The organism is Tardiphaga robiniae, from assembly GCF_013359755.1.
Classification (GTDB): domain Bacteria; phylum Pseudomonadota; class Alphaproteobacteria; order Rhizobiales; family Xanthobacteraceae; genus Tardiphaga; species Tardiphaga robiniae.
Window position 1 is genome coordinate 1 of record NZ_JABMCJ010000083.1, and the last position, 22,628, is coordinate 22,628.

The window sequence follows — 22,628 nt, forward strand, 5'->3', positions numbered from 1 at the left end:
CACTTTGCCTCGACGAACGCTCCGATCGCGAATTAAAGTCCCAAGGCGATGGGAAGGGAGCCTCAAGCGACTGGGCCGAACGCGTTTTGACTTGGTCGTCCGTCACACTGTCCAGGGGTTTGTCCATCCCAAGGTCGGCCGTCTCCTTGCCAGTGGCAGTGCTGGCGCAGATCCGTCCTGCCCGAAGACAGACGTCACCCATGAACCGCGTGACGCCGCATCTCCGGCGTCCACCGCATCCTGCCCCGCGAACGTGACGATCGCGATCGCCCCTCTCGGTGGGGCAGGACATAGGGGAATATAAACCTGGTAGGGATATTGTCAACGGAGGATAGGAAAAAATGTTTGGATGGCCAAAACTGTCATTCCGGGGCGTGGCCGGCCCTTGCCGGACGCGAACCCGGAATCCCGGCGTGTTTTGCGCTGAACATATCTAGATTCCGGGTTCGCGCTCTGCCGGCTCCGCCGGCGACGCACGCCCCGGAATGACGAGCCCAGGCGTGCGCCCCGGAATGACGAGTATGGGGTGGAATGACGAGCGAGCCCTGCCCTACAGCAGCCCCAGTTCCCGCAGCTCGCGCCGCATCGGCTCTGGCATCGCTTCGATACTCGCTGCAGCCTTGCCGAGATCCGGCGGGGCGTCCTTGTCGGCGAGGTAGCGCCAGCCCTGGAACGGACGCAGCGGACGCGGCGCGACGGTGACGGGCTTGGGCTGCATCACCAGCCGGCAGCGGTTGATGCCGTCGCTATCGCGGAACGGTTCGATCGCAAGAATCTTTTCGCGCAAGGCGATCTCGCCCTTGATCACCCAGTAGAGCGAACCGCCATCGAGCAGTTCGACATCGCGTTTCGGCACCATGCGGGTGATGTGGATGTGATGCTGGGGCGCGCCGCGCGCTTTTGCTGCGCGCATCCGTTCAGCGAGATAGCTCTTGAAATCCGCGATGGATTCGCAGCCGACGGCGAGCTTGATGAGATGCAGGGGCATGGGTCAGAAATCAGCAGTGCGACGCGGTTTTACAAGGCGTTATCCACCGCTCAGTTATCGGCCGGCGGAGCCTCCGGTGCAAGCTGCACGGGCGCTGGGGCGGCAGGCGCCTGTGGACGAGCGGCGGTCTTCGGTGCGGGCTGCTTCTTCGCGGCCGCAGGTGGCGGCGTTGTCGACGCCGCGCGCGGCGGAGGCGCCTGCGCATTGGCGGCGGCCGGCGGCTTCACGGGCGTTTCCGTCATGATCGAGATGGGCGGAATCGAGGACGAGGACGGAAAATCGGCCGTGGTCGGCTTGCCGGTCGGAACCGACGCCGGCAATCCGGCCAGCGCGCCCGTCGCAGCGGCTGCAGCCGCAGGCGGCGCATTCCAGCCGGGCGCATAGCGCGTCACGAGACCCTCATAGGTGCGCTCTTCCATATTCGCGGCAATCCGCTTGTGATCGGTCAACGCGGCATAGGCAGCGCAGCTCTCCGGCATGCAGCGATCGCGCGATTGCAGCACATAGGCAATCAGGCCGTAGCGATCGCGCTCGACCGCGCGGCGCAGCCCCGCCAGTTCGGGCGTCATGGATTTATTCGCTGCGGCGACATCGCCATACGACGTCAAACGACTGATCTGCGCAGCCGAGGCCGATACGGCAGCCGCCACCGAATCCGCCGAGCCGAACAGCACCTTCTCGCAGCCCGCGAGCACCATATCGCCGGCGAGATCGTCGAGGCAGGACAGCGCCGGCAGCGAGGCATTCACCTGAGGCACTGCAACGGCGGCGTGCGATGCATCCTGCCCGGCGGTTTCGGATTTGCGCAGCGTCGCCGCAGCAGCAACACCGATCGCCAGCAGCGTGATCACGGTCAGCGCACCATTGGCGACGGACTTCTCGGCGCGCAGCAGCGTTGCCAGCACGATCAGGGCGAAGAAGATGGAGGCAGCCAGCGCGAGCCACATCGGAAGCGTCGGCGCGCGCCAGATTTGATCGAGCGAATTCGCCCATACCCCGTTCATCGAGTCGTCCCCGCATATGTGGAAGCCATATTTCCGAAGAAAATGCTTCCAAAGAAAGTCCGGCTGCCATGAACCCGCAATATGCGGTTGTTATGGCACGGCCCCGGTCATGACGAAATCGTGGCGGCGCGGGCCTGGATTCTGATGAAATCAGAACCTTGGCCCTATCCTTTTATTTTGACGCGTTTTCTGGACGCGAACCGCTGCCCACTTCGCTCGAAAACGCTTTAGTCATCCTCGAAGCGCGGAATGACGATGGTCTCGGCGAGGCCCTCGTCGGTCCATTGCCGAAACGCCGGCAGCGCCTGCATCGTATCCATATACGCACGGGCTTCCGGCGTGACATCGATGTCGTAGGTCAGAAAACGGTGCACCACCGGCGCATACATGGCATCCGCGCCGCTGAAGGCGCCGAACAGATACGGTCCATATTTGCCGTAGCGTGCGCGGCAATCGGCCCAGATCTGCTGGATACGCCGGATATTGGCCTTGGCATCGTCGGACAGCGCCTTCGCGCGGACCGGCCGGTGCAGGTTCATACCGCATTCGTTGCGCAGCGGCATGAAACCGGAATGCATCTCGGCGGATACCGAACGCGCATGAGCGCGCGCGGCCCGGTCCTCCGGCCACAGCTTTGCATCCGGAAAACGCTCGGCGGCATATTCGATGATAGCCAGCGAATCCCACACCGTGATCTCGCCATCGACGAGCGCTGGCACCTTGCCGGACGGGGTCACATCGAGAATGCGCTGCTTGTCGGCGGCATCCGTGTACAGCGGGACAAACACCTCCGCGAAGGGGATGCCGCAGGCCTTCAGCGCAACCCATGGCCGCATCGACCACGACGAATAATTCTTGTTACCGATCACCAGCGACAGCGACATCAACCACTCCTTGCGACACCGGTAAATTGCCACGCATACGCCTCTGCAAGCAAGCCGCGTGCACAGGCTTGTTGCTGCATCACGGCATGCGTGGCAGAAGTGCCAACTGATACAATAGGTGCTTCATGATCAACTATTCCTGGGTCGACGTCTTCGCGCTCGGCTTCTTCATCCTGGAGTGGACGACCTATGCGATCACGCTGGAGCACACCAAATACGGCCGCGACAGCCTGTCGGCGCGCATGCACGCCTATCGTGAGGTCTGGATGCGCCGCCTGCTGGAGCGCGAGGCGCGCATCGTCGATACCCATATCATGACATCGCTGCAGAACGGCACGGCCTGGTTCGCATCGACCACGCTGATCGCCATCGGCGGCTCGCTGGCGCTGCTGCGCGCCACCAATGAAGTGATGCCGATGATGCAGAACCTGCCGCTCGGCTTCAACACGACGCCCGGCATGTGGGAAATCAAGTGCTTCGGGCTGATTTTGATTTTCGTCTATGCGTTCTTCAAATTCGCCTGGTCGTACCGGCTGTTCAACTACGTCGCGATCCTGATCGGTGCGATGCCGCTGGCCTCGAAGCGCGACACACCGGAGGCCGAAGCGCATGTGGTGCGCACCACGCGGATGTTTGGCGCGGCGGCCCGGCACTTCAACCGCGGGCAGCGCGCCTTCTTCTTCGCGCTCGGCTATCTCGGCTGGTTCGTCAGCCCCTGGGTGTTTCTGGTCTCGACGGCTGCCGTGGTGATCGTGACCTGGCGCCGGCAGTTCGCCTCCAATGCCTGGCAGGCCATGGCGCCTGACGCCGAAATAAGGGTTACCCCGCGAAATCCTGCGGCGTAAAATCGAGATCGAGCACTTTCCACTCGTCGTATTTGTCGGCGGGCAGCATCGCATAAGGCTGGCAGGCTTCCAGCGCCTGCTTGGCCGCCTGCATCAAGAGCGCGGCCTTCGCCGGCCGCCGGACCTCGATCACCGTGGGCTCGGCAACCAGCCGGCCATCCGGCGAGAACACGGCGCGCAGCTTGACCTTGGCGTCATCGCCGCGCGCGACGGTGGCAGGCAATTTCGAACAGCTCCGCAGATGACGCCGAAAAGCGGCGATGTCGAGCTTGGACAGGTCCGCCTGCTCCGATGCGCCGCCGCCGAAGCCTTCAGGCAAGCCCAGCATGACGCCGTATTTCACGGTGATATCGGCCTCGGGCTGCGGCGGCACCTGCTGTGGGCCCGGTTGCGGCGCCGGCGGCTGAGCCTGCAGCGCAGCCTGCTGCTGCGTAGCGGGAGGCGCTGACGGAGGCGGCGTTGCGGGAGTGGCCTGCGGCTGTTGCTGGGCTTGCTGCTGAGGTGGCGGCGGTTGCTGGGCGGCCTGCTGCTGCGGTGACGGCGCGGGTTGCTGCGGCGATGTCTTGTGCGGCTGCGGCGGGGTGTTCTGCGCCGATGACTGCGGTTTGGCCGCGACGGCCTGGGTCTTCTGCTCTTCGAGGGTGGGCTTGTTGGTCAAATCAGGCAGCCGAAATTCCGGCTCCGGCTTCTTCTCTGGCTTTTTCTCGGGCTCCGGCGGCGTCTCCTCAGCCTTCTTCTCCGCCTCTGCGAGCTGCTGCGGCGTTACCAGATCGACGGCAACGCTCTCCTCATGCTGCTCCATCGGACGTGCATCGGCGAAATAGACCCCGGCCGCCAAAGCGAGGTGGCCGACCACCGAGACGGCGATCGCTGCGCGGATGAGGTGCCTTGGTTCCATGGGGCTATTGAGACTTCTATACGCCGACTGGCCCGATCATAGCGTCGTGCCCTCGCCCGCGCCATGTCCGCCATGCCACAGCTTGCGTCGTGCTGCCTGATCGGTCATGGCAGTGCATGGCCAAATCCCCTCCGAAGACCCCGAAGCCGTCAGCCGCCAAGCTGGCCCCGAAACCCAAGCCCCTGCCGCTCGACGAGGCGATCCTTGACGCGCTCACCCGCAACGGCGCGGGCACGCTGAGCCCGCCTGAGATTGCGCATGTGATCGAGCCGGAGGGCGACTGGCACGCGCTCTTGATGCCGATCCGCCGCGCCGCCGTGACGCTAGCGCTCGCCGACCGCCTCGTGATCTATCGCAAAGGCAAGCCGGTCGAAGATCCCAACGACTTCCGCGGCGTGTATCGGCTGGGGTTGCCGAAGGCGGAGTGACGCATCACCGCTTCTTCGGCCCCGGCAGCAACTCGCTGCTGCGGCCGGCGAGCCAGTAGGTGATCAGCCCGACCCATTCGTGAACCGCGATATCGCTCCGGCCGAGGCCGGCGCTGGCGGAATCGAAGGTCTCGGTGGCATCGATCCAGCCGCGCGTGCGCCAGTCCACCGGATAGGCTTCGACATCGAAGCCGACCCTGCGGAACGCGCCGATCGCGCGCGGCATATGCCAGGCGGACGTCACCAGCAGCCAGCGCTCGCCGGGCTTCGGCGACACCAGGCCTGCGGTGAAGGCGGCATTTTCGTCGGTGGTGCGGGAAGCGGTTTCGAGCGTGACGCGTTCGGGGGCCACGCCGAAACGCTGCAGCAGCTCGCCGGCAACGGGCGCTTCGGACAGCGACTTTTCAATCAGGCTGCCGGCGCCGCCGGTGAAGACGATACGCGCCTGCGGATAGCGGCGCGCCAGCTCCAGCATCACCGTTATCCGCTCGCCGGCCGAATTGATCTCCAGCGAGCCGCGTGCCGCGGACGAATCCGAATCGATAGCGCCACCGAGCACGATGATGCCATCGGGTGCACGGCCATCGTCCTGCCATTTCGGAAAACGCTCGGTCAGCGACAGCATCAGCACATTGCCAACAGGCGAATAGCCGAACAGCAGCAGCAACAGGATGCCAAAGGTCACCAGCAATGTTCCGACACGCTGGCGCTGCAACAGCACCAGCACAATGCCGATCACGCAGATGATGGCGATCGCATTGGACGGCTCCGTGAAGAAGCCGAGCATCTTGGAGAACGTGAAGAACATGAGGCCCTTGGCTTGCCGGACGGTGTCACTGCATGAGCCATCCTGCCCACAAGATCAATGCGGCAAATGCCGGCCGGCTTGATGGATCAATCCCATTTCGGCGCGAAGCCGTAGTCGGTCAGCCGCCCCTTCGGATGCGCCAGATGCGAAATCCGGGACATCTCGTTTTCGGACAGCATGAAATCGAACACATCGATATTCTCCGACAGACGCTCGACCTTGGAGGTGCGCGGGATCGCCACCGCGCCCTGCTGGACCAGCCAGCGCAGGCAAACCTGTGCTGCACTCTTGCCATGTGCCCTGCCGATCTCGGCAAGCGTTTCATCGCCGCGGACATTGCCTTGGGCGATCGGGCTATAGGCGACCATGGCCAGACCATTCTGCCGGCAGGCGCCCTGCACCTTCGCCTGGTCGAGATAGGGATGGTATTCGACCTGATCGCAGACCAGAGGCGCGGGGCATGCGGCCACAGCCTGTTCGATCAGCGCAACGGTGAAATTCGACAGGCCGATATGTCTGGTCAGGCCCATCTGCCTGGCATGCGCCAGTGCGCCAAGCGTTTCCTCCAGCGGCACCTGCGGGTTCGGCCAGTGCAGCAACAGCAGATCGACCTCGGTCATGCGCAGCCGCGTCAGGCTCTCCTTCACGGAGCGTTCGAGATTGTGAGGCGCGAAATGTGTGGTCCAGACCTTGGTCGTCACGAACATCTCGTCACGGCGAATATGCGACGCGTGGATGCCCTCGCCGACATCGCGCTCATTCTCATAGACCTGTGCGGTGTCGATGTGGCGATAGCCGAGCCGGATCGCCTGCTCGACGACGCGTGCACAAATGCGGCCACGCAACTCCCATGTCCCGAGGCCAATGGCCGGGATGCGGGCGCCGTTTGCTTCCACGAACTGCATCATCTTCTCCTCGGACGGAGCAACGATACGAACGCCGACAAGCTTTTCCAGGACATGGCCGGCGCGTCAGCGCAGGCGATGATCCACAGTGATCGTTCAGGCGTCCGCGGCAACCGGCGCGAGCGCCGCGAACACCGTGTCCGGTGCATGTGCGATCACCGCCAGCAAGGCACGGGCCGGACCGCGCGGCATGCGCTTGCCCTGCTCCCAATTGCGGATCGTCTCGACGGGAACGCCAAGACGCGCGGCAAATTCCATCTGGGTCAGCTGCGCACGGCGGCGCAGATCGCGCACTTCGGCTTCGCCGGGTCGCACCGCGACCGGCTCCGGCACGACAGGCATATCGGGAACCAGCGGCACCTCGTGCCCGTCCCGCAATTCGACGATCCGTCCGTCAGCCTTCAACCGCAAGCGCATGTTCGACCTCATTGCGCGTGATGGTCGTCGATTACCGTTAAGGAGCCGTGAAGACAAGTGAGCCGGCGACCCCGGTGTTGGCGATCGTCGGCCCCAAGAGATGCGGGATGGCCGGGCCCCCTTGTTGCTGAAACCGCGTGAAACATGCTTCGGCGAGCGAGGCCGCTTTGAACCATGAGCCGCCATCCGGGCATCGATAGGCATTCGGCTCGGATATGTGATGCAGGTCGTGCGGGAGCGGGCATGGCTCGCTCCCATCCGTCGCAAAGCGCGAACGCTGCTCGCAGCCACTTCAATTCGTTGTGGTCTTGCCGCCGCGCATGGACACAAGCTTGTTTTCACGAAATCGGAGAATGAGCCAAGCGGTCTCATCGAAACCGTCTGCGAGCTTTCCCTCGTGCGAATACACGATCTGAGCAGCTTCCGACTTCGACGGCGGTCCCAACGCCGTGATTACCTCCTGACGCGACATACCTAAATGCAGCTTGCCGTCGAAGATGACGGGCGAGAATTTTTCCGGGATAATGCCGCAATCGGTCGAAGCCCCGGCGTCTTTCTCGGTGAGCTCTTCAACGATTTCCGTGACGAGATGATCCGGGCCGCCTATCTCCCCGCCGGACACGACCCACAATCGATGCTGCGCGCGCCGATAACACAGCCAATAGATACTATCTCCAGCGTCGCCTCGGTGTTGGATGGTCCCTTCGCCCAGGGCTTCGCGAACCGCGTCGAGCCGCGTCTCCTCGAAGCGGCCCGCAAATGAGCCTAGCGAAAAGCGGGTCGCCAACCTCGTTACGACTGTCGGCGGCACGCGCTCGAACGCACGTTCGTTGATTGGGGGCGGCGGTGTCTGCGCGGAGCAGTCATCCGAGGGGATCGCAAATAAAAGCAGGAGCAAGAAGAGCGACTTTCGACCATCAACTCCGTATTGGCTTACATTAAAAATTGAGCGCATCTGCAATAGCTTCTCTCGTTTAACAACGATGGTCGAACCAAATAAAATCGTGACGAAAGAGGGATACTTCAGGTTTTGTTCGAAGGGCTGGCACGTCGTTTGCAAAAACAGCGGAAAGCTCTCGCGCTCTGCCCCCACATCGACGATACGCCGATGCGAGAGACAATCGAGAGTGGGACTAAGAGGTCTCAGTGCTCGTTGACCGCAGCGCCGAGCTTGATCAAGCTCAGCGCGCGGTTCGCGGTCTCGCGCAGGCGGCAGTAGTTCGCGTCGCCCCGGTACATGCCGGGCTCGACTTTGTCGAAGACCGCGCAGAAGCGATCACGCGACGCGGCGAAGGTTGTCTGCGAGTCCTTGACCGCCTTGATCTTGTCGGCGAACCCGCCGGCCTCAACCTTCTTTAGCGCCTCATTGGTTTTCTGCGTCCAAATGGCGAGTTCGCGCGCCGCGCAGGCTTTCCATTTGGCGACATCGTCATTCACGCCCTCCGCCTTTTTGATGCAGGGGTCGGCGACGAGCCCGACACACGCGCCGCCGAAACCGCCGGTTTCCTCCGCGGTCTTCAGGCAAGCATTGATCACTGCAACGTCGGCGGGCGCGGTGCCCTGGGCGAAAGCTATCGATGAGAGCGGGAGGCTTGCGGCGAGCAGCGCGGCGGAAAATTTGAGCTTCATTTGAGATCTCCGTTCGGCGCATCGAAAATGTGGAACGCAATACCACTGTGAGCAAATGAAGCCCCGCGAGCCGGTACACCGGCGGGTGTGGCGGAAGGGCCGGACGTCGAGTGGGAAAGCGAAACGAGCGGGTACGCGGCTTTCGCTACGCTCTCTTCAATCAATGCCTTTGAATATGCCTTGACCTGGCTCACGAGATTTTCAGACAATAAGTGACGCATGCAACTTTGGTCATCGAAGGCCCAGCATTGGTTCATCTGAATGTGGAATAGGAGCGCCGACGTGGCGACTCTGAAGATCGCAATTCAAGTTGCATGGACGATATCCGTAGTTGGAGCGGCCACATTTTCAGTGCTCCTTATGGCTGGCAGCAACACGGATTTGTTGGCGCTCTCACCCTAGGCTCTGTCGGCTTCGCTTTGAGTTCCGTTGTCGCCGCAAGCCCGGCCTTGGTGCTGCAATTGTTGCGTTGAGCACGCTGCTACGTTGACGGATAACGACGGCAGGACCGGTTTGGGGCACCCACCGGCTACGCCGCTGGCAACACTATGAGACTTCAAAATTGAACAAGATCGCCACGAAGACTGACGAAGGTGGCATGAAACGCTTTCTGATTTTCCCGGCTCTCTTTCCGCCTCTTGCGTTGGTCGTATTCACGGCGCCTGATGGGTTTAAGAATCTTCTCGATTGGATGGTTGAGCCCTACGCAATCGCGGTTATCCCGGCCTTGCTGCTGGCTTGGGTCGATTGGATGCTTTCTGCAAAGCCACTCCGAGTTATGGGAACGGCGGTGACGGCAGCCCTCCCTGCAGTCTTGATCATGCTTTTCATGTGGGGAGGATCAAACGACTTATGGCCAATCTTGATGGTTGGGCTCGTCGGAGGACTACCAGCCGCGGTGTGTTCGTGGCTATCCGATGGCCGAACGTTAAGCATGAATGCGCGAGCGAACAGCTAAAGTTTAATTGGCTCTCCGACCGACTTGCGGTCGGTCGGAGATGAGAGCGAATACAGGTGTGACGCCATCGATCGCCTGCCCCGACCGGCCTAGACGATGCCCTTCGTCCTCAGCGCGGCGATCCGTTCGCCGTCGTAGCCGATGGTGGACAGGATTTCGTCCGTGTTGGAGCCGAGAAGTGGCGGCGCGTGATATTCGGTGATCGGCGTGCCCGAAAACATCAGCGGATTTCGTACGAGCGAAAGCGCCGGCTCGAAGGGATGGTTCGAGCTCACGCGCATACCGCGGGACTTCACATGAGGGTCCGCGAAAACCTGATCGAAGTCGTTGATCGGGCCGGACGGTACGCCGACCGCCTCCAGACGCTCCAGCCAGTAGGCGACGGGCTGCTTCAGGAAAAGACCGGCGAAGATGGCCATGATCTCCTTCCCATGAACGACACGGTCGTTGTTCTTCAAGAAGCGCAGATCCTTGGCCAGGTCCGGCTCTCCGAGCACTTCGCATGTCCGCTGGAACTGGCCGTCGTTGCCATTCACGAGCATCAACTCGCCATCGGTGCAACGGAAGACACCGGCAGGCATGCCGCCATTGCCCCAGGTTCCGCGCCGCGGCGGGACTTTTCCGCTGATGAGATAGGGTTGGAGCCAATGTGAAAGGGAGGCGATCACCGTATCGAACAGACAGGCATCGATTTGCTGTCCCTCGCCGCCGCCGGCATCGCGATGATAGAGCGCCGACATCACGCCGATGGTGGCATTCAAGCCGGTCATATAGTCCACGATCGAGGGACCGACCTTCATGGGGCCCTCGCCCGGCTCGCCATCGAGATGGCCCGTCACGCTCATGAGACCACCCATCGCCTGCAGGATCGCATCATAGCCGGCGCGTGTGGCGTAGGGACCGGTTTGTCCGAAGCCCGTCACCGAGCAGTAAACGATGCGCGGGTTGATGGCTTTGATCGCGTCGTAGTCGAGACCATAACGCTTGAGGTCGCCGACCTTGTAGTTTTCCAGCAACACGTCGGCCGTCTTGACGAGTTCGCGAATGATCTCCTGGCCTTCAGGCTTGGCCACATTGACGGTGACCGATTTCTTGTTGCGATTGGCGCAAAGATAGAAGGAGTTGTCTCGCCTGCTGCCGTCCGGGTCGTTCAGATAAGGAGGGCCGAACGCGCGGGAATCGTCGCCGGTTCCAGGGCGTTCGATCTTGATGACTTCGGCGCCGAAATCGCCAAGCATCTGACCCGCGATCGGGCCGGCAAGTACCCGCGTCATATCGATAACCTTGATGCCCGAGAGCGGCAGAGCCGGCATGTATTCCTCCTGTTATGTTCATTCGTCACGTCGGCCACGGAGAACGTGTGAAGCGAGCGCTTACAGGAAAATCACCCCGAGTGCACCGCTTTGTGAGCATGAGGGCTATCCCATTCAAGAGGGTACAGCTCGTGAAGCAGATAGAGGCTTATCTGGACATCGGGCTTGCGCAGCCCGATGTCACGGCAGTCGCAAAGGGCAATTGAGCATAAGATGGATCAAGACGGCTGAAACGTCGCGAATGATCCCTACTTCAGCCCGAACCACAGCGTCGCGATCCCCAGGAAAGCGAAGAAGCCGACCACGTCGGTCACCGTGGTCACGAATGTACCGGAGGCCACGGCCGGGTCGGCCTTGACGCGTTCGAGCACCATCGGGATCAGGATGCCACCGAGTGCGCCGGCGATCAGATTGCAGATCATTGCAAGGCCGATGACGATGCCGAGACCGGGCGTCCTGAACCAGGCATAGGCGGCGATGCCGGTGATCACGGCAAAGGCCAGACCATTGATCAGGCCGACAAGGCCTTCGCGGATCACGATGCGCATGGCGTTGTTGGGGTTGAGCTGCCGCGTCGCCAATGCGCGCACCGCAACCGTCATGGTCTGGGTTGCGGCATTGCCGCCCTGACTGGCGACAATGGGCGCCAGCACAGCCAGCGCCACCATCTGCTGCAGCTGGTCCTCGAACAGGCCCAGCACCGACGACGCGATGAAGGCGGTGGCGAGATTGATCAGCAGCCAGGTAAAGCGGCCCTTGGCGATGGTCCAGAAATTGTCCGACAGTTCTTCGTCTGACGTGACGCCGCCGAGCGCCTTGAGGTCCTCGTCGGCCTCCTCCTCGATGACGTCGACGACGTCGTCGATGGTGATGACGCCGACCAGCCGGTCATCAGTATCGACCACAGGCGCGGCGACAAGATTGTACTTGCCGAACATCCGCGCCACTTCCTCCTGATCGTCCAACACCGAGACGCGGCGGCGGTCCTCATCGATCAGATCAGCCAGCAGCACCGGACGGCGCGCGCGCAGCAGCGCGTCCAGCGACACTGCGCCCTGCCAGCGCTGATCGGCGCCGACGGAATAGATCTCGTAGAACCGATCCGGCAGGTCCGGCGTTTCGCGCATATAGTCGATGACCTGACCGACATTCCAGTCCGGCGGGACTGCAATGAACTCGGTCTGCATCCGCCGGCCGGCGGAGTTTTCCGGGTAAGTGAGGCTGCGCTCCAGCGCCACGCGCTCGGACAGCGGCAACTTCTCGAGGATCTCGTCCTGGACCTCTTCGTCGACGCCTTCGAGCAGTTCGACGGCATCGTCGGAATCGAGTTCGCGAACGCCCTCGGCCACGGTCTCGGGCTCGAGTTCCTCGAGCAGTTCCTCGCGGACGGCGTCGTCGACTTCGTTGAGCGCCGAGAAGTCGAAATCGGCGCCGGTCAGTTCGATCAGGGGCGCGCGCTCGTCGGCATCGAGGGCTTCGATCAGGTCGCCGAGATCGGCCTCGTGGAGTTCGCCGACGATCTCCTTGAGAAATGCGGTATCGGCGACCTGAACCGCGTGCGAGATCGCCTCGACAAATTCGGGGCGGATGTCGCCTTCGGCATCGCGCATCGGCATCTTGTCGAGCGCCGACAATTCCTCGGGAGCGACCGATTGGGCGAGATCGACGTCATCGGCCATGCCGCACCTCGCCTGCTTGTTTGGGGGGTGACGGAGCTAGCGCTATCCTGTCGGAAATGCGCTAATCCATCTGTGAACGGAAGCTCGCCTCAGGCATTACCCAATGCGCAATGCCTGATGCAATCGGAAAAATGCGGTGCGCGAAATCAGCGGCCGGGAAAGTGTCGTGATCGTGTTGAAGGCCGCCATCTTTGCCTTGATTGCATCGACCGTTGTCGCACATGCCGAAGACTGCCCGCGCAAAGATACGCTCGGTACCGCACGCATTCTCACGGTGGATCCCAAGACCACTCCGCGGGTCGGAACGCAGAGTTTTCCGGACACGCTGCCGCTGGAAGACCGCGAGGTCGTGCTGACCTTCGACGATGGCCCGAATGCGCCGACCACGACGAAAATTCTCACGGCGCTGTCGCGCGAATGTGTTCGCGCGACCTTTTTCCTGATCGGCAACAGCGCGACGGCCAATGCGTCACTGGTGAAGCGCATGGCCGCCGAGGGCCACACCATCGGCCATCACACCCTCGCCCATGCCGACCTCAAGAAGATCAGCAATGCGGCTGCCGTCGAACAGATCGACCGCGGCATCAGCGCCGACGAAATGGCGCTGAATGGCAAGGCCACCACCGTGCCGACCACGCCCTTCTTCCGGTTTCCCTATTTCGAGTCGACGCCAGCCCTGCTGGACATGCTGCAATCCCGCCGGATCGCAGTGTTCGGCGCGGATTTCTGGGCCAGCGACTGGAATCCCATGACCCCGCAGCAGCAACTGGAGCTGATTACCGGCCGGCTCAAGGCCGCCGGGCGGGGAATCATCCTGTTTCACGACACCAAGGCGCAGACTGCCGCGATGCTGCCCGATTTCCTGCGCTATCTCCGGGAGAACCGCTACCGGGTCGTGCATATCGTGCCGCCGGCCGCAGGGTCCGCCCGCTCCAGTTCCCAGTAGAACGCGCGATCATCAGGATGCGGAAAATACCGTCGGCGGGCCGACATGATTAACATTGCGTTCACAGCCGCCCCGGTAACTTCACAGCCGACATCAAAGCGAGTGACGGATCGACCAATGAACAAGGCGACGACTGACCGGGCACGACGCCTTCTGTGCCTGAGCCTGCTCACCGGCCTGACCCTGTTCACCGCCGCCGCAGCCTCCGCCACCAGCGCTCTGTCGGCCGAGGCGTGCCCGGGCAATCCCGGCGCACTCGGCACCTCGCGCACCATCGTGGTCGATCCCCGTGAACATCCCAAGATCGGCACCATGCAATATGCCGAGACGCTGCCGCTCCAGGACAAGGAGGTCGTGCTGACCTTCGACGACGGTCCGATCCCGAAACACTCGAACGCGATCCTCGATATCCTGGCCTCCGAATGCGTGAAGGCGACGTTCTTCATCATCGGCCGGATGGCGAAGGAGCATCCCGAAGGCGTACGCAAGTTGATCGCGCTCGGCCACACCGTCGGCACCCACAGCCAGAACCATCCGCTCAGCATGAACCGCATGCCGATCGAGAAGGCGCAGCAGGAGATCGAGGACGGCATCGCCAACACCACGGCGGCGCTCGGCGATCCCGCGCTGCTGTCGCCGTTCTTCCGGATTCCCGGCCTGCTGCGCGCCAGCGTCGTCGAGGATTATCTCGCGTCACGCGGCATCCAGACCTGGAGCGCGGATTTCCCGGCCGACGACTGGCGCCATGTATCGTCGCAGAAGGTCCATGACCTCGCGATCTCGCGCATCGCCGCCAAGGGCAAAGGCATCCTGTTGCTGCACGATATCCAGCCGCGCACCGTGGCCGCGCTGCCCGGCATCCTGCGCGACCTCAAGGCCGGCGGCTATCGCATCGTCCATGTCGAGGCGGCAACGCCGGACAAGCCGAAGACGCCCACCGAGCCGCAGCAGTGGCAGTTGCATCCGGTGTCGGAGACCGTAGCCGTCACGCGCTGGCACAAGGTGCCGACATTCGCCTTCGCCCATGATGACATGCTGCCCGCGCCGGCAATCTCGGCCTCCGACCAGATGCTGTCGCTAACCGAGAATTTCGATCGCATGCGCCGACCACGCAATGCCGTGCCATTGCCGGAACAGGCTCCGTGGCCGCGCGCCGCGACGCTGCATGCGATGACCAGCAGTGCCTCGCTGCCGGTGCCGGCACAGGACCTATTCGAGCTCGCCGAACGTCACGGCAAGCCGATCAAGGCACTCGTGCAGCTACCACATCACGCACAACAGAGCGCGCCTGCCCGCGGCAGCGATTCAGATGCGATTGCGAAACTGATCTCGCTCGATGCCAGTGCTGCCAAACGCACCATCCCCGGCGCCATTCCGCCGGGCCTGCATCCGACGGCAGTTGCCGCCCCGCACTGAGCGCGACGATATGGTCTCACGTTCCGATTACGATGCGCTGATCGGCCAATCGATATATCCCTTCGCACCGCCACCATAATATGCGTCTCGCGGCGCTTGAGCGAGCGCCACATCATATTGCAGCCGCGCAACCAGATCGGGATTGGCGATGAAGGGACGGCCGAAGGCGACTGCGTCGACCTTGCCCGCCCTGCGGCGATCGATCGCGAGATCGAGATCGTAGCCGTTGTTACCGATATACGGCCCTTCGAACTGAGCCCGCAACGCATCGAGATCGATGCCCGCCGGAATTTCGCGCGTACCGCCGGTCGCGCCTTCGACGAAGTGAAGATAAGCGAGATTGAAGCGATTGAGCGAGCGGATCAAATGGCCGTAGGTCGCCATCACATCGCTATCCATCGGCGTGTTGCCGGCGTCTGGTGTGGTCGGTGACAGGCGTATCCCGACGCGGCCCGCGCCCCATGCGGGCAGCACGGCCTCCACCACCTCCTGTGTCAGGCGTGTCCGGTTCTCGATCGAGCCGCCATAGCGATCGGTCCGCTTGTTGGTGCTGTCGCGGATAAACTGATCCATTAGATAACTGTTGGCCGAATGGACTTCGATCCCGTCGAATCCGGCGCGCTTGGCGTTATCTGCAGCACGAACATAGTCGGCGATCAGGCCGGGGATCTCGTCAGTCTCCAGCGCGCGCGGCATCGACACATCGACCATGCCGTCATTCGTGTAGGTCTGCCCCTCCGCCTTCACCGCGGAAGGCGCGACAGGCGCCTGTCCGTCCGGCTGGAGATCGACATGGCTGAAGCGGCCGACATGCCAGAGCTGCGAGACGATCTTGCCGCCGGCAGCATGGACGGCATCGGTCACCTTCTTCCAGCCCGCGACCTGTTCGTCGCTCCAGATGCCGGGCATCATTGCATAGCCGCGCCCCTGCGGCGAGATGTTCGTCGCCTCGGCAATGATGAGGCCAGCGGTGGCGCGTTGCGCATAATAGGTGGCGTGCAGTTCGGTCGGTACGCCATCGTCACCCGCGCGGCTGCGGGTCAGCGGCGCCATGACGATGCGATTGGCAAGGTTGATGTCGCCCAGACTGACGGGCGAAAAAAGGTCGGTGCAGGTCGAATTGTCGGTCATCGGTTTCATTTTCAAAATCTGGTTCAAGCTGTTCGGCGGGTCAGGACATCAGTCAGCGTATGCGGCCACCGGCCGCGAATGATCTCAAGCTGTTCAGATCAATCGTGGCCAAGCCGGACGTCGAACGTGCAGTTCAGCGGATCAAGCTTCGCGGTGCGCCGGTGATCGGCACGAGGCTCACGGTGGGGTGACAATCGTCGATCGGCAGCGACGCCGCATCGATGATCAGCCCTCGTACTGGTGATAGACCTTCGCGACGATCTTCCAGCCGCCTGCATCCTTCAGCAGTGTATGGAAGTCGGTATAGTCGGCGCCGATCGCGTCCTTCTCCATGTCGACCCGGACGACCGCCGTAGTGGGCGTGATCGCCAGCACGTCGATCCGCGTCTTGATGTCTGGTGCTTTGCCGCTCTTGTCCACGAACTCGTAGAGATTGCGGATCGTGCCGGCCATCGGCGAACCATTGGTGAAGCCGTACATCACGGCATCCTCGTGAAACGCGCCACCGACATCCTTGGCGCTGCCGACGCGAAGACCGTCCACATAACTTTGCGCGACCGCAACAACGGCGTCGAAGTCGGCGGTTGGGACGGTCTTGATATTCCTGGTCATGACTGATCTCCTTTGAAAGCATTGATCTGCCGCGTAAAAATCACGTGACACTCACGGTAGATATATTGTAGTGATCGATACAAAAACATATATGTAGCGATCGCTACGGAAAGTCAACCCGGATTCCGAAAAGATGCCTGCTTCCGATCCAGCTCCGAAAATCTCGCCGCACCGTACCAAGGGACGGCCGCGCAGCTTCGATCGCGAAGCCGCCCTGGAACAAGCGTTGAAAGTGTTCTGGGAAAAGGGTTTCGCACCAGCGTCGATCGCTGAGCTTTGTACGGCAATGGGGATCAACCCTCCCAGTCTGTACGCCGCTTTCGGTAACAAGGCCCAGCTCTTCCTGGAAGCTGTCGGCCATTACGAGCGGGTGTTCTGGGACGAGACGTGGGACGCGATGGACGGCGAACCCGACGTACGCCGGGCGATTACCACCTTCTTCGCAGAGGCCACCGCCATTCTAACCAAACCCGAGGCGCCGTGTGGCTGCATCGTGGTGCTGGGTGCAATCAACGTGCCGGCCGAGGCGCGTGACGTGGCCGACGCACTGAAGGCATTGCGGGATGAAGGGCGCCGGCTGTTCCTCGAGCGCCTGCGCCGCGGCGTCGTTGATGGTCAGTTGCCGGCAGACACCAACGTCGAAGCGGTTGCCAACACGCTCAACACGCTGTTGCAGGGCATGTCGATCGAGGCCAGCGACGGTGCTTCACGCGCGCAGCTCGATCAGGTAGCGGACTGCGCTACGGCCCTGCTGGCGAAGCGTTAGGTCGCCGTCACGGAAAAAGATCGCGTTAGTTCGCCACGATCTTGGCGATGCACAGCACCACGATGATGCCGAGGAACAGCAGGTCGATATAGGACTTCATCTCGCCGGCCTGGCGCTGCTCGACCACGTCCTTCACGACAGCCTTGCGCGACGACACGGCAGAAGGGCCTTCACCGGCCAATCCACCAAGCCGGCGTGCTTCGAGTTCGAGCTTCTCGATCGCCTTGAAGAAGACGAAGGAGCGCAGCGCCGAGATCGCCCGCATGCCGGCATAGGCCAGCACCAGCGCCGCCACGATGGCGCGCTGCTGATAGGCGCCGACGAAGTTCAGGCTGAAATAGACCAGCGCCAGAAAGGCAAAGTTGGAGATGAAACGATAGGCATAGCTCAGATATTTCATGTCCGCTCCGGAAGATCGACGCTACCGGCCATGTCTAGCTGCCGGACGGCGGCGTTGCTACTGGCAAGTCGTTACCCGAGCGCTAAAGGATGATGACAACTGCAATGCATCTGGAGATTTATCCGCAACGCGCCAACGGACTTTTGTCAAACGACGGCGCGTGTCAGTCAGCGCGCTACGGCCGGCCGAGGAGCGACTGGCATGCTCGGCCCGGCGCGATGATGTCTGCGGCGGCTCCGGTAGCAAGATCACGACGTCATGTTCGGGCACCGTGCCATAAGCGCGACCGTGCGGCAGCGCTTCCCGCCCTATACAACCTTGACAGAGGAACCTGCTTCGCCGTAACCAGCCGTCATTGCAGGGTGCCTCCCCGCCGTAAGCGTTAACGTCACTCAACGTGCTCAGCTCCGGACAGCCCCAATGTGGCTGGCCGCCTCGAAAGCACGTCGACATGAATCAGAACGCTCCTCCAAAATTCAAAGCTGCGTCCAAGCCTGCACCGCTCAGCCGTGACGACCGCAAGAGCCTGATCAAGCAGGTGCTGATCGTCTTTTTCGGCTTCCTCTCGGTCGGCCTGCCGCTGCCGCCGATCTCGCTCTACATACACGACCAGCTCGGCTTCTCGGCCGGCGTGATCGGCTTCGCCATCGGCATCCAATCGGTGGTGACCGTGCTCACCCGCCACCGCGCCGGCACGCTGAGCGACCATCACGGCGCGCGCTACGCGATCCGGCTCGGCCTGCCGCTCTCGGCGCTGGCCGGCCTGTTCTATCTGCTGGCTGCCACCCTGCCGCTGCCGGCCGAAGGCAAGCTCACGCTGCTGCTGATCGGCCGCGTCGCGCTCGGCTTCGGCGAAAGCCTGTTCATCACCGGCGCCATGAGCTGGTGCATCGGACGGCTCGGCCCGCACCGCACCGGTCTCGTGATGTCGTGGCAGGGCATCGCCATGTATTCGGCGATTGGATTGGGCGCACCGATCGGCCTCGCGGTCTATGCATCGATCGGCTTTGCCGGCGTCGGCGTGCTTGCGGCCATCTCGCCACTGATCGCGCTTGGAATCGCCTACGCCATCCCCGACGTGCCTGTGTCAGGCAGCACCGAACGCACGCCGTTCTACAAGGTCATCGGACTGATCTGGCGTTCCGGCACGGTCTTGTTTCTGGCCACCATCCCCTTCGCGGGCATCACCGGCTTTCTCGCGCTGACCTATGTCGAACGCGGCTGGTCCGGCGCAGGCATCGCGCTCGCCGCCTTCTCGACCGGATTCATCTTCGTGCGCCTGGTCGGCAGTCATTTGCCCGACCAGTTCGGCGGCGCGCGCGTGGCCATGGTGTCGCTGGCGATCGAGGCGCTCGGCCAGGCGCTGATCTGGCTGTCCACGAGTCCGATGCTCGCACTGCTCGGCGCGCTGGTCACCGGCATCGGATTCTCGCTGATCTTCCCGTCGATGGGTGTCGAGGCCACGCGCCGCGTGCCCATCGAACAGCGCGGCCGCGCGGTGGCGAATTTTATCGCCTTCTTCGATCTGGCGATCGGTCTGACGGCACCGGTGGTGGGATATGTGGCTGGCGTGTTCGGTTATGGCGCGACATTCGTGATCGGCGCTGTCGCAGCGATCTGCGCGCTGATGCTGGCGGCGAGCGGGTGAAACCAGACGCATCTCCGGCTCGCTTCAACTGCGACTGCGCCGCTGCAGGTTCAGGCGCCATCAACTTCATCAAATTGAAGCTAATTTTCTCGCTCATTTGAAACCCTGAGGGGCAAAAGGCGAACTGCGCCGCGCAAAATAATACCACCTATGGGCGAGCGGCTGTTACTTCGAATGTTCAGTTGTTGCTGACTGTTTCGGAGAAAGATGCGGTGAACGCACGCGTTGCCCATAGCCTTAACTCGTCGCTTCGCTTCCTGGTGACCATCACCGCTCACGTCGCGCTCCTGGCGCGAGGCGGAGCAACGGCCAGACGCCTCATGAAGCTGGCGTGGTCCGTCATCATCGGTCTGGCGATCGTCGACCTGGTGTGGCTGGCCATGACAGACCTTCAGTTGGCGCCGTCCAGTTGGATAGCAATCGTGCGGGTGATCTCGTTCAGCCTGTTTGCTGTACTCTTATGCGAACTGATTTCCCAAAGGCTCCAAGGCAAAAGCGATCCGATCGGGCGACTGCTCAAGCTTGTCGCAGATTACCTGGGGACGGTCACCGTCGCGATGGTCGCCTTCGCATTGTTGGCTGCCGTCGTCATTATCTTTTGCTGCCTCGCAGCCAACGCTTCGTTACCACTACAAGATCTGCGGCTCGCCGCTCTGGATGCCAGCCTCGGCTTTGATTGGAAGTCATTCGTCGCTTCGGCCAACAGCAACAACTTGATCAGTCGCGCGCTCCTCCGCGCCTATCAAAACACTGGACATGTGTTGCTCTTCACGATGCTCTGGCTGTGTCTTTCAAATCGTCTGGAACGATTAGCGGAGTTCATGGCTCTGCTGTGCCTGACTTCCATCGGCATCGCTGCGGGGATGCTGATCCTGCCGGGTGCCGGTGCTTATGCTCTACATCAACCGGCTCTGAACACATTCAGCAATTTCGGCGCCGATGCCGGCACTTGGTGGTACCAACTGCTCATGCAATTCCGATCCGCGCAGCCACCTCTGATCGATTTCGACACCCCTAACATCAACTGCCTGGTGACCTTCCCTTCCGGTCACACGATTCTCGGTCTGATCACGACTTACGCCTTGCGAGATCGACTCTATACTTTTCTGCCCGCCCTGCTGCTCAACGGCGTCATGATCATTTCGACATTGCCAGTCGGAGGACACTATCTGGCAGATCTGATCGGAAGCGGTGCCGTGAGCGCCGTGTCGATAGCATTCATCCATTCGATGAAGAGGGTTCATTCCAGGACGTCTCGATCTGGCGACAATGCGCTAGCTGGTGCGATCTAGCGTCTAGCCAGCCAACACTCCACCTCGCGGCGCGATCAGGACGGTCCGAAAATGACCCACAACACGAGTGTCACGAATCCAGAAAGCGCCACTGCGACAATGGCCGCCAGCAACTCATTGTCGAACGCGTTCTGATTCCATTTTGGCATGCACATGCGCGCGGCGTTTTCTGTTTATGCGGATCAAACGCGAGTCCGGTGCCTCGGGCCGTCGGAAAGGTTTGCTCACGATCCCCTCGACAGCATCCACGCGCGATACCGTTAAGAGAGGCTGGATGTTCCCGGGTCACGCCGATCAACGGGACTACCGAGTCGAACCGGCTTGACGAATGCGGGCGTAATGCCGGCGATCATCGTCTGTTCCTCACAGCACCAGCGTGAGGAAAACCGCGAATAATCCAACAATTTCAAGGATGAGGTGTGGTGCGCTCGGAGGGACTCGAACCCCCACCCTGTTACGGACTGCCACCTCAAGGCAGCGCGTCTACCAATTCCGCCACGAGCGCTAAAGAAATCCGGCGAGGGCAAATCGCCCGGCCGGATCAACCGGCGCCGATGTAACAAACCAATGATGGGGAGACAAGGCCTCTTGGCCTCTCCGGGCTACCTATCTGTGGTCAGGCGACCGTGGCAGCATCTGCTTGACCTCGACCGCAATCCGGTTGCGATCGACCATCACCACGCCTGACGCAACGGGCAGGTTATTGGCAAGAATTTTGACCTCGTCCTGCTCTGTGGCATCCAGTTCGATGATGGCGCCGCGGCTCAGCCGCATCACCTGATGAACGGGCATCGACGTGGTGCCGAGGACCACCATGATATCGACGGTAATTTTATCGAGGGTTGGCACGTCGGCCTCAAATTCCCAGATGCAGGATCGCACAGATGCAAGATTGCGGTGCCTGCGAGATCAACATGTTATGGTTAGCCAATGGTTAATGATCGCCAAACCCTCGATTTAACAGTGTTTTCTCGCGGCCTCCCCGGCCGGCCGGTGGAATGGCGGGTATCCGATGGTCCGATTCCCTATCCGGACGCCGTGGCCGAGATGGAAGCCCGGGCGGCGGCCATTGCCGACGGCACCGCGCCGGAACTGGTCTGGCTGCTGGAACACCCCCCGCTCTATACGTCCGGCACGTCAGGCAAGTCTGACGACCTGCTGGATGCCCGGTATCCGGTGTTCGAGACCGGCCGCGGCGGCCAGGTGACCTATCACGGCCCCGGCCAGCGGGTGGCCTATGTGCTGCTCGACCTGAAGGCGCGCCGGCCGGACGTTCGGGCCTATGTGGCGGCGCTGGAAGACCTGATCATCCGGACGCTGGACGCCTTCAACGTGAAGGGCGAACGGCGCGAGGACCGGGTCGGCGTCTGGGTCGCCCGGCCCGACAAGGGCGCAGGATATGAGGACAAGATCGCCGCCATCGGCGTGCGGCTGCGGCGCTGGGTCTCGTTCCATGGCATCGCCATCAATGTGGAACCGGACCTCGCGCATTTCGACGCCATCGTGCCCTGCGGCGTGGTCGATCCGCGCTACGGCGTCACCAGCCTAGTCGATCTCGGCCTGCCGGTAGCCATGACGGATGTGGACGTGGCACTGCGGCATGCGTTTGGGGAAGTGTTCGGCGAGAGCGAGCAGTTCGCGGCAGAAGCGGCGGTCTGAGC

General features: G+C 62.1%; 24 protein-coding genes and 1 tRNA gene. 9 read left to right on the forward strand and 16 right to left on the reverse strand.

Annotation, left to right across the window (positions count from 1 at the left end):
- Positions 1 to 550: 550 nt before the first annotated feature.
- From HP556_RS13170 to HP556_RS13180, 3 genes are all read right to left on the reverse strand, one after another.
- Positions 551 to 988, reverse strand: a complete 438-nt coding sequence (locus tag HP556_RS13170) for a DUF1489 family protein (RefSeq protein ID WP_175367308.1) — start codon at positions 986 to 988, stop codon at positions 551 to 553.
- A 50-nt stretch (positions 989 to 1,038) separates the two neighbouring features.
- Positions 1,039 to 1,992, reverse strand: coding sequence for a hypothetical protein (locus HP556_RS13175; RefSeq protein WP_175367309.1), 954 nt, complete (start codon positions 1,990 to 1,992; stop codon positions 1,039 to 1,041).
- Positions 1,993 to 2,219: 227 nt separating this feature from the next.
- Positions 2,220 to 2,876, reverse strand: a complete 657-nt coding sequence (locus HP556_RS13180) for a glutathione S-transferase family protein (protein ID WP_120290250.1) — start codon at positions 2,874 to 2,876, stop codon at positions 2,220 to 2,222.
- 128 nt (positions 2,877 to 3,004) lie between these two features.
- On the opposite strand from HP556_RS13180, the gene HP556_RS13185 reads away from it, so the two are divergent.
- A complete protein-coding gene (locus HP556_RS13185) occupies positions 3,005 to 3,721 on the forward strand; it encodes a DUF599 domain-containing protein (protein ID WP_081421764.1) in 717 nt (238 codons plus the stop codon).
- Here HP556_RS13185 and HP556_RS13190 read toward each other — a convergent pair.
- Positions 3,696 to 4,619, reverse strand: a complete 924-nt coding sequence (locus HP556_RS13190) for a hypothetical protein (RefSeq protein ID WP_175367310.1) — start codon at positions 4,617 to 4,619, stop codon at positions 3,696 to 3,698. The two genes, HP556_RS13185 and HP556_RS13190, sit on opposite strands and share 26 nt — an antisense overlap.
- 116 nt (positions 4,620 to 4,735) lie before the next feature.
- On the opposite strand from HP556_RS13190, the gene HP556_RS13195 reads away from it, so the two are divergent.
- Entirely contained in the window at positions 4,736 to 5,047 is a 312-nt protein-coding gene (locus HP556_RS13195) for a DUF3253 domain-containing protein (protein WP_175367311.1), read from the forward strand.
- 4 nt (positions 5,048 to 5,051) lie between these two features.
- On the opposite strand, the gene HP556_RS13200 is transcribed toward HP556_RS13195, so the two are convergent.
- The 5 genes from HP556_RS13200 to HP556_RS13220 form a co-directional block, all read right to left on the reverse strand.
- Positions 5,052 to 5,855: a YdcF family protein gene (locus HP556_RS13200; RefSeq protein ID WP_175367312.1), complete on the reverse strand. Its 804-nt coding sequence runs from the start codon at positions 5,853 to 5,855 to the stop codon at positions 5,052 to 5,054.
- A gap of 86 nt (positions 5,856 to 5,941) precedes the next feature.
- The gene (locus tag HP556_RS13205) at positions 5,942 to 6,760 is read right to left on the reverse strand and encodes an aldo/keto reductase (protein ID WP_175367313.1); all 819 of its coding nucleotides are present in this window, start codon (positions 6,758 to 6,760) and stop codon (positions 5,942 to 5,944) included.
- Between the two features lie 96 nt (positions 6,761 to 6,856).
- Positions 6,857 to 7,189 carry a helix-turn-helix domain-containing protein gene (locus tag HP556_RS13210; protein ID WP_089267244.1) on the reverse strand — a complete coding sequence of 111 codons (333 nt, stop codon included), beginning with the start codon at positions 7,187 to 7,189 and terminating at the stop codon, positions 6,857 to 6,859.
- Between the two features lie 280 nt (positions 7,190 to 7,469).
- Positions 7,470 to 8,270 (reverse strand): hypothetical protein, encoded by an 801-nt coding sequence (locus HP556_RS13215; protein ID WP_175367315.1) that lies wholly within the window; start codon positions 8,268 to 8,270, stop codon positions 7,470 to 7,472.
- A gap of 50 nt (positions 8,271 to 8,320) precedes the next feature.
- Positions 8,321 to 8,806, reverse strand: coding sequence for a lysozyme inhibitor LprI family protein (locus tag HP556_RS13220; protein WP_175367316.1), 486 nt, complete (start codon positions 8,804 to 8,806; stop codon positions 8,321 to 8,323).
- Positions 8,807 to 9,368: 562 nt separating this feature from the next.
- Here HP556_RS13220 and HP556_RS13225 point away from each other — a divergent pair.
- A complete protein-coding gene (locus HP556_RS13225; RefSeq protein WP_175367317.1) occupies positions 9,369 to 9,764 on the forward strand; it encodes a hypothetical protein in 396 nt (131 codons plus the stop codon).
- Positions 9,765 to 9,853: 89 nt separating this feature from the next.
- Here HP556_RS13225 and HP556_RS13230 read toward each other — a convergent pair whose 3' ends face one another.
- Positions 9,854 to 11,077, reverse strand: coding sequence for a CaiB/BaiF CoA transferase family protein (locus tag HP556_RS13230; protein ID WP_175367318.1), 1,224 nt, complete (start codon positions 11,075 to 11,077; stop codon positions 9,854 to 9,856).
- Positions 11,078 to 11,325: 248 nt separating this feature from the next.
- Positions 11,326 to 12,756, reverse strand: coding sequence for a magnesium transporter (gene mgtE, locus HP556_RS13235; RefSeq protein WP_175367319.1), 1,431 nt, complete (start codon positions 12,754 to 12,756; stop codon positions 11,326 to 11,328).
- A 172-nt stretch (positions 12,757 to 12,928) separates the two neighbouring features.
- Between mgtE and HP556_RS13240 the strand changes: the two genes are divergently transcribed.
- Together HP556_RS13240 and HP556_RS13245 are read left to right on the forward strand one after the other, a co-directional pair.
- A complete protein-coding gene (locus HP556_RS13240; RefSeq protein ID WP_175367513.1) occupies positions 12,929 to 13,702 on the forward strand; it encodes a polysaccharide deacetylase family protein in 774 nt (257 codons plus the stop codon).
- 117 nt (positions 13,703 to 13,819) lie between these two features.
- Positions 13,820 to 15,118 (forward strand): polysaccharide deacetylase family protein, encoded by a 1,299-nt coding sequence (locus HP556_RS13245; RefSeq protein WP_175367320.1) that lies wholly within the window; start codon positions 13,820 to 13,822, stop codon positions 15,116 to 15,118.
- Positions 15,119 to 15,145: 27 nt separating this feature from the next.
- Here the strand turns inward: HP556_RS13245 and HP556_RS13250 are convergent, their stop codons facing one another.
- Together HP556_RS13250 and HP556_RS13255 are read right to left on the reverse strand one after the other, a co-directional pair.
- Positions 15,146 to 16,258 (reverse strand): alkene reductase, encoded by a 1,113-nt coding sequence (locus HP556_RS13250; protein WP_420878664.1) that lies wholly within the window; start codon positions 16,256 to 16,258, stop codon positions 15,146 to 15,148.
- A 216-nt stretch (positions 16,259 to 16,474) separates the two neighbouring features.
- On the reverse strand, positions 16,475 to 16,861 hold the full coding sequence (locus HP556_RS13255; protein ID WP_175367321.1) for a nuclear transport factor 2 family protein: 387 nt from the start codon (positions 16,859 to 16,861) through the stop codon (positions 16,475 to 16,477).
- A 133-nt stretch (positions 16,862 to 16,994) separates the two neighbouring features.
- On the opposite strand from HP556_RS13255, the gene HP556_RS13260 reads away from it, so the two are divergent.
- A complete protein-coding gene (locus HP556_RS13260; protein WP_175367322.1) occupies positions 16,995 to 17,627 on the forward strand; it encodes a TetR/AcrR family transcriptional regulator in 633 nt (210 codons plus the stop codon).
- 25 nt (positions 17,628 to 17,652) lie between these two features.
- Here HP556_RS13260 and HP556_RS13265 read toward each other — a convergent pair whose 3' ends face one another.
- A complete protein-coding gene (locus HP556_RS13265) occupies positions 17,653 to 18,027 on the reverse strand; it encodes a hypothetical protein (RefSeq protein ID WP_175367323.1) in 375 nt (124 codons plus the stop codon).
- Positions 18,028 to 18,478: 451 nt separating this feature from the next.
- Here HP556_RS13265 and HP556_RS13270 point away from each other — a divergent pair, with 451 nt between their 5' ends.
- Positions 18,479 to 19,675, forward strand: coding sequence for an MFS transporter (locus HP556_RS13270; protein WP_175367324.1), 1,197 nt, complete (start codon positions 18,479 to 18,481; stop codon positions 19,673 to 19,675).
- A gap of 182 nt (positions 19,676 to 19,857) precedes the next feature.
- Positions 19,858 to 20,967 (forward strand): phosphatase PAP2 family protein, encoded by a 1,110-nt coding sequence (locus HP556_RS13275; RefSeq protein ID WP_175367325.1) that lies wholly within the window; start codon positions 19,858 to 19,860, stop codon positions 20,965 to 20,967.
- 420 nt (positions 20,968 to 21,387) lie between these two features.
- On the opposite strand, the gene HP556_RS13280 is transcribed toward HP556_RS13275, so the two are convergent.
- Together HP556_RS13280 and HP556_RS13285 are read right to left on the reverse strand one after the other, a co-directional pair.
- A tRNA-Leu gene (locus tag HP556_RS13280) sits at positions 21,388 to 21,472 on the reverse strand.
- 101 nt (positions 21,473 to 21,573) lie between these two features.
- Positions 21,574 to 21,816: a FliM/FliN family flagellar motor switch protein gene (locus HP556_RS13285; RefSeq protein ID WP_068730739.1), complete on the reverse strand. Its 243-nt coding sequence runs from the start codon at positions 21,814 to 21,816 to the stop codon at positions 21,574 to 21,576.
- A gap of 81 nt (positions 21,817 to 21,897) precedes the next feature.
- Between HP556_RS13285 and lipB the strand changes: the two genes are divergently transcribed.
- Positions 21,898 to 22,626 carry a lipoyl(octanoyl) transferase LipB gene (gene lipB, locus HP556_RS13290; protein ID WP_175367326.1) on the forward strand — a complete coding sequence of 243 codons (729 nt, stop codon included), beginning with the start codon at positions 21,898 to 21,900 and terminating at the stop codon, positions 22,624 to 22,626.
- Positions 22,627 to 22,628 lie beyond the last annotated feature (2 nt).

Bases quoted from the DNA above. Each gene is read 5' to 3' on its own strand.
- HP556_RS13245 (WP_175367320.1), top strand. From the start codon at position 13,820: ATGAACAAGGCGACGACTGACCGGGCACGACGCCTTCTGTGCCTGAGC.
- HP556_RS13205 (WP_175367313.1), bottom strand. From the start codon at position 6,760: ATGCAGTTCGTGGAAGCAAACGGCGCCCGCATCCCGGCCATTGGCCTC.
- HP556_RS13190 (WP_175367310.1), bottom strand. From the start codon at position 4,619: ATGGAACCAAGGCACCTCATCCGCGCAGCGATCGCCGTCTCGGTGGTC.
- HP556_RS13230 (WP_175367318.1), bottom strand. From the start codon at position 11,077: ATGCCGGCTCTGCCGCTCTCGGGCATCAAGGTTATCGATATGACGCGG.
- HP556_RS13200 (WP_175367312.1), bottom strand. From the start codon at position 5,855: ATGTTCTTCACGTTCTCCAAGATGCTCGGCTTCTTCACGGAGCCGTCC.
- HP556_RS13170 (WP_175367308.1), bottom strand. From the start codon at position 988: ATGCCCCTGCATCTCATCAAGCTCGCCGTCGGCTGCGAATCCATCGCG.
- HP556_RS13260 (WP_175367322.1), top strand. From the start codon at position 16,995: ATGCCTGCTTCCGATCCAGCTCCGAAAATCTCGCCGCACCGTACCAAG.
- HP556_RS13270 (WP_175367324.1), top strand. From the start codon at position 18,479: ATGAATCAGAACGCTCCTCCAAAATTCAAAGCTGCGTCCAAGCCTGCA.
- HP556_RS13210 (WP_089267244.1), bottom strand. From the start codon at position 7,189: ATGAGGTCGAACATGCGCTTGCGGTTGAAGGCTGACGGACGGATCGTC.
- HP556_RS13250 (WP_420878664.1), bottom strand. From the start codon at position 16,258: ATGAAACCGATGACCGACAATTCGACCTGCACCGACCTTTTTTCGCCC.
- HP556_RS13220 (WP_175367316.1), bottom strand. From the start codon at position 8,806: ATGAAGCTCAAATTTTCCGCCGCGCTGCTCGCCGCAAGCCTCCCGCTC.
- HP556_RS13195 (WP_175367311.1), top strand. From the start codon at position 4,736: ATGGCCAAATCCCCTCCGAAGACCCCGAAGCCGTCAGCCGCCAAGCTG.
- HP556_RS13265 (WP_175367323.1), bottom strand. From the start codon at position 18,027: ATGAAATATCTGAGCTATGCCTATCGTTTCATCTCCAACTTTGCCTTT.
- mgtE (WP_175367319.1), bottom strand. From the start codon at position 12,756: ATGGCCGATGACGTCGATCTCGCCCAATCGGTCGCTCCCGAGGAATTG.
- HP556_RS13175 (WP_175367309.1), bottom strand. From the start codon at position 1,992: ATGAACGGGGTATGGGCGAATTCGCTCGATCAAATCTGGCGCGCGCCG.
- HP556_RS13255 (WP_175367321.1), bottom strand. From the start codon at position 16,861: ATGACCAGGAATATCAAGACCGTCCCAACCGCCGACTTCGACGCCGTT.
- HP556_RS13180 (WP_120290250.1), bottom strand. From the start codon at position 2,876: ATGTCGCTGTCGCTGGTGATCGGTAACAAGAATTATTCGTCGTGGTCG.
- lipB (WP_175367326.1), top strand. From the start codon at position 21,898: ATGGTTAATGATCGCCAAACCCTCGATTTAACAGTGTTTTCTCGCGGC.